This window comes from Pantoea sp. ME81, from assembly GCF_903970985.1.
GTDB classification, from domain to species: Bacteria; Pseudomonadota; Gammaproteobacteria; order Enterobacterales; family Enterobacteriaceae; genus Pantoea; species Pantoea communis.
In genome coordinates this window covers 1-4549 of record NZ_CAJCKS010000271.1, presented here as the reverse complement: position 1 = coordinate 4549, position 4549 = coordinate 1, and the positions used below count along the sequence as shown (strand labels likewise).

At 53.6% G+C, this 4549-nt stretch carries 2 protein-coding genes; one reads left to right on the top strand and one right to left on the bottom strand.

Annotated features, from left to right (window positions below; all coding sequences use genetic code 11):
- On the bottom strand, positions 1-2598 hold a 2598-nt coding region (locus tag H7A81_RS25950), incomplete at its 3' end, for an NADH-dependent flavin oxidoreductase (RefSeq protein ID WP_182059188.1).
- Positions 2599-3204: 606 nt separating this feature from the next.
- Between H7A81_RS25950 and H7A81_RS25945 the strand changes: the two genes are divergently transcribed.
- Positions 3205-4549 (top strand): DASS family sodium-coupled anion symporter (locus H7A81_RS25945; protein ID WP_182059187.1); only part of this gene is annotated, 1345 nt, incomplete at its 3' end.

The window sequence follows — 4549 nt, the reverse complement described above, 5'->3', positions numbered from 1 at the left end:
GGTGACGCCGCCCATGGTGTGGTGCACCCCAGGGGCGATACGGATGGCGAAGTACGGACCTTTATTCAGCGGGTGACGCAGCGCCGTCTTACGACCGAAGTCTTCATCATCCTGCTTCGCCACAAACTCGTTGTAACGACCGAGTGTGGTTTGCAGCGCTTCCTGATCCATGTTGAGTTTCACCGCCAGCTCGTGCGGGGTTGGTGCGCTAATCACAAAGCCTTTGGCGATATATTCGTCGGCCGCTTTGTTGTTGGCACGCACCTGCTCATCAAACACGATCCATGCGCTTTTCTCTGGCAGTGCGATGATCTCAGCAGAGACTTTGTCACGGGTTTCCATCTCATTGTAGAAACGATGACCCGCCTGGCTGACCAGAATCGCCCCGCCGCCACGCATCGCTTCGGAGATCAGATAAGACGTAGTCTGTTCAACCGTTGGGTGAATCTGGATCTCACCCATATCCACGGTATCCGCACCGATTTTTTGCAGCATGGCGATACCGCTACCGGTGGCACCTTTGTGGTTGGTAGTAACGAAGCCATCCAACTCCGGACGGTATTTCACCACCATCTCGCGGTTAGCACTGAAACCGCCGGTGGCGACAATCACGCTTTTCGCATTAAGAATGCGGCTGTCATTGTACTCATCCACCACTTTGACGCCGGTAACGGCACCGTTTTCCACCAGGATCTCTGAAACTGAAGTCTCCAGCAGCACTTCGATTTCACGCTGGTTGACGTTTTTCACCAGGCCGCTGATCAGGAAGCCACCGACGGCAGAACGGTCTTCCGGGCGGTGCGTACGGTCGATGCTCATGCCGCCAGTGATGGTGATGTCGCACAACTCGATATTTTTCGCCGCCAGCCACTCAATCGCTTCCGGCGCCTGCTCAACAAACTCGCGCAGCAGCACCGGGTTGTTTTTGAATTTACCGCCCTTCAGCGTCTCTTCGTAGAACAGCTCTTTGCTGTCTTCGATGCCTTTCAGTTTCTGATAGCGGGTTTCGGCGGCGTTCATGCCCACCGAGGCTTTAATGGTGTTACCGCCAATGGTCGGCATCTTCTCGATGATCACCACGCGTGCGCCGTCATCGTGCGCCTGAATCGCCGCCGCCAGACCGGCACCGCCAGTCCCCACCACCACCACGTCATAATTGACCGGTGCGTTCGGGTTACCGCCCTCTTCAATCACATACTCTTTACTGGAGGTGGTCAGTGCGCGGGAGACCGCTTTTTTCAGCGCCTCACTCTGCGTGGTCGCACCGGTGATCGCATCGACGTGCGGGCTGTTTGCCACCAGAATGCGTTCACGCAGGCTTTCGAAGGTACTGGTAAAGTCGACATCCAGGCTGGGATCCGGCACCAGTGAGATATCGGTGATACGGTCCGTGTCGAGGGTGACGTTGATTTTCAGCTTCAGCGCTTCGGCTTCCACTTTCGCCTGGTAAACCCCGGCTTTGTATTTACGATGGCCATCGCTGACGTCGCGGATCATCGCATCCACCAGCGAGAAGCGCCACAGCGGTTCTGGAATCGTCAGCGCCTCACGCTTGGTGCTGTCGATGTAGAGTTCCATGTGCTCGTTTTTGATGATGCGATCGGCCCAATCCGGATAGGCAATGCAGGCTTTACCGACCGCCACCAAATCAAAGCCGTGCTCCAGCGCGTTCTCGGCATCTTCTTTATTCACCACACCACCCACGCCAATCACTGGCACTTTCGCCAGCGTGGCAGAGCGTTCGGCCAGATATTTGGTGATCAGGGGCGTGGGATCTTTGGTATCGACAATCGATGGACGCAACAGCTGTCCGACGGAGAAGTGCACGTAGTCCAGACCGCGCGCCGCCAGTTTTTCCAGCAGATACATCGTGTCATCCCAACGGATACCGGGAACTTCCAGCTCTTCCGGTGAGAAGCGATAACCGATGATGAAGTCAGCCGCCGCAAAGCGATCGGCCATTTTATGGGTGATCTCCAGCACTTCCATTGGGAAGCGTGCGCGGTTATTGCGGCTGCCGCCCCATTTGTCGTCGCGCTGGTTGGAGTTAGGTGAGTAGAACTGCTGGATCAAATAGGTGTTCGCGCCGTGGATCTCAACACCGTCAAAACCGGCTTTGATCGCGCGGTTTACCGCATCACCAAACTTGGTAATCATCACATCGACTTCTTCGGCGGTCAGCGCTTGCGGTTTGGTGGCACCGTCACGCGGTGCGGCAATGGCGCTCGGTGCAACAGGGGTTTTACCGCCAATCAGCGCCGGTTCCACCATGCGGCCGCCGTGATAGATCTGCAGAATGGCTTTTGAACCTTCAGATTTTATCGCATGGGCGATTTTCGCCAGCCCGGCAATTTTGTTGTCGCTGTCGATACCCAACGCGCCAGGGAAAGCCGGGCCACGGTTATCAATAAAGCAGCATTCGACAATCACCGTACCGATACTGCCCGCACGTACGCGGTAATACTCGACCAAATCGCTGGTGACACCGCCGTCAAAATAGCCGGTACAGGTGGTCATCGGGGCCATCACCAGACGGTTTTTCAGCACCGCACCTTTTGGCAGCGTTAGCGGGTTAAGGATTGGGGTGAGCTTATTCATAATGAGCAACTCCAGAATTAAGAAATTGTGTATTCAATTCTTTGGCGGTTCGGCGCGGCTTTATAATTATTTAAGTGGTCCGATTTCATGGCGTAAATATACCATTTTATTTAGTTACATAACCCAGAATGTTAGTTATATAAGTTTTACGTTTGGAAATGATATTTGATGCTCATTGCCAGAATAGGCGCTCCGCTAAGTTTTAACCAAGACTTGACAAAAATCAACTTTTTCCTTACATTTAAAACAAATGTAGTACTATCATAAAGATAAAAGCCTCCAACCCGCCTCATTTTGCTCGATTTTTCGCGTTTCGATAGTTTGTAGCGTTTAATCCACAGCAGACAGAAAGTTGAATAAAAAGCAAAAGATAAAAATTAAAAAACAGTGAATATTTTTTATTGATCTAGATCAAAAGAGATATTTTAATTAATCGCATCCTAGCTTCATTCAATTGATAATTCGCGTATCGAATTTGCAAAGCAAAGTTTCACTAAAGAACAAAATTTAAATTGTCACGACTCATCTGCTGCACGCATGTTGAAACCAAAAGAACAGTGTGTTCGTGACAATCAATCGCATTCTTCCTAACTTGCAGACAAAACTATGAACACACAAACAACCCAGAGTGCCTCCCCCGTAGTGCCTCCTGCGGCGCCGGGGAAAAAGAATCGCCTGATTATGTTGTGCCTGCCGATCATTGTGGCGGTGCTGTTGCTGCTGGTCCCGACCCCTGCCGGGCTGGAACCTTACGCATGGCACTTCTTTGCTATCTTCGTTGGCGTGATTGTCGGGCTGATATTTGAGCCGCTGCCCGGTGCCGTTATCGGCCTGACTGGCGTGGTGGTGATAGCGCTGTTCAGCCAGTGGGTGCTGTTCAGCCCGGCCGAACTGGCGGATCCCAAGTTCAAAACCGCCGCACAGTCGTTCAAATGGGCAGTGAGTGGCTTCGGCAACTCCACCGTCTGGCTGATCTTCGGTGCCTTTATGTTTGCCGCCGGCTACGATAAAACCCAGTTCGGACGCCGCCTGGCGCTGATTCTGGTGAAGTATCTCGGCCGTCGCAGCCTGACGCTCGGTTACGCCATCACCTTCGCTGACCTGTTACTGGCACCGTTTACGCCTTCTAACACCGCGCGCAGTGGCGGTACCATCTACCCGATCATTGCCAACCTGCCGCCGCTGTACGGTTCAAAACCAAATGACCCGAGCGCACGTAAGATTGGTTCTTACCTGATGTGGGTGGCTATCACCGCCGCCTGTATCACCAGTTCAATGTTCCTCTCTGCACTGGCACCGAACCTGCTGGCGCTGGCGCTGGTAAAAAGCGTGGTGGGCTTCGAAATCTCCTGGGGCATGTGGTTCCTCGCCTTCCTGCCGCTCGGTGTGCTGTTGATTCTCACCATGCCGCTGCTGGCTTACTGGCTCTATCCGCCGGAAGTGAAGGTTAATGACGAAGTGCCACGTTGGGCGACCGCTGAACTGGCGAAGCTCGGCAAGCTGTCACGCAACGAAATCCTGCTGCTGGTGTTTGTGGTCTCAGCACTGATGATGTGGATCTTCGCTGCCGCATGGATTGAGCCAGCAATGGCCGCCCTGCTGGTTATCGTGCTGATGCTGTGGACCGGTGTACTCAACTGGAACGATATCACCAGCAACAAAGCGGCATGGAATACCTTTGCCTGGTTCGCCACATTGGTAGCCCTGGCAGATGGTCTGGCGCGTGTGGGCTTTATCGCCTGGCTGGGTAAAGAAGGTGCGCAGCTGCTGCAAGGTTATGACCCACAAGTTTCAGCAGTGGTGTTGCTGGTGGCCTTCTACTTACTGCACTACCTGTTCGCCAGTACCACTGCGCACACCACGGCACTGTTACCAGCGATGCTAACCATTGCCGCCTCGATTCCGGGCATCAACATGCCAGTGTTCTGCCTGATGATGTGTGTGTCCCTGG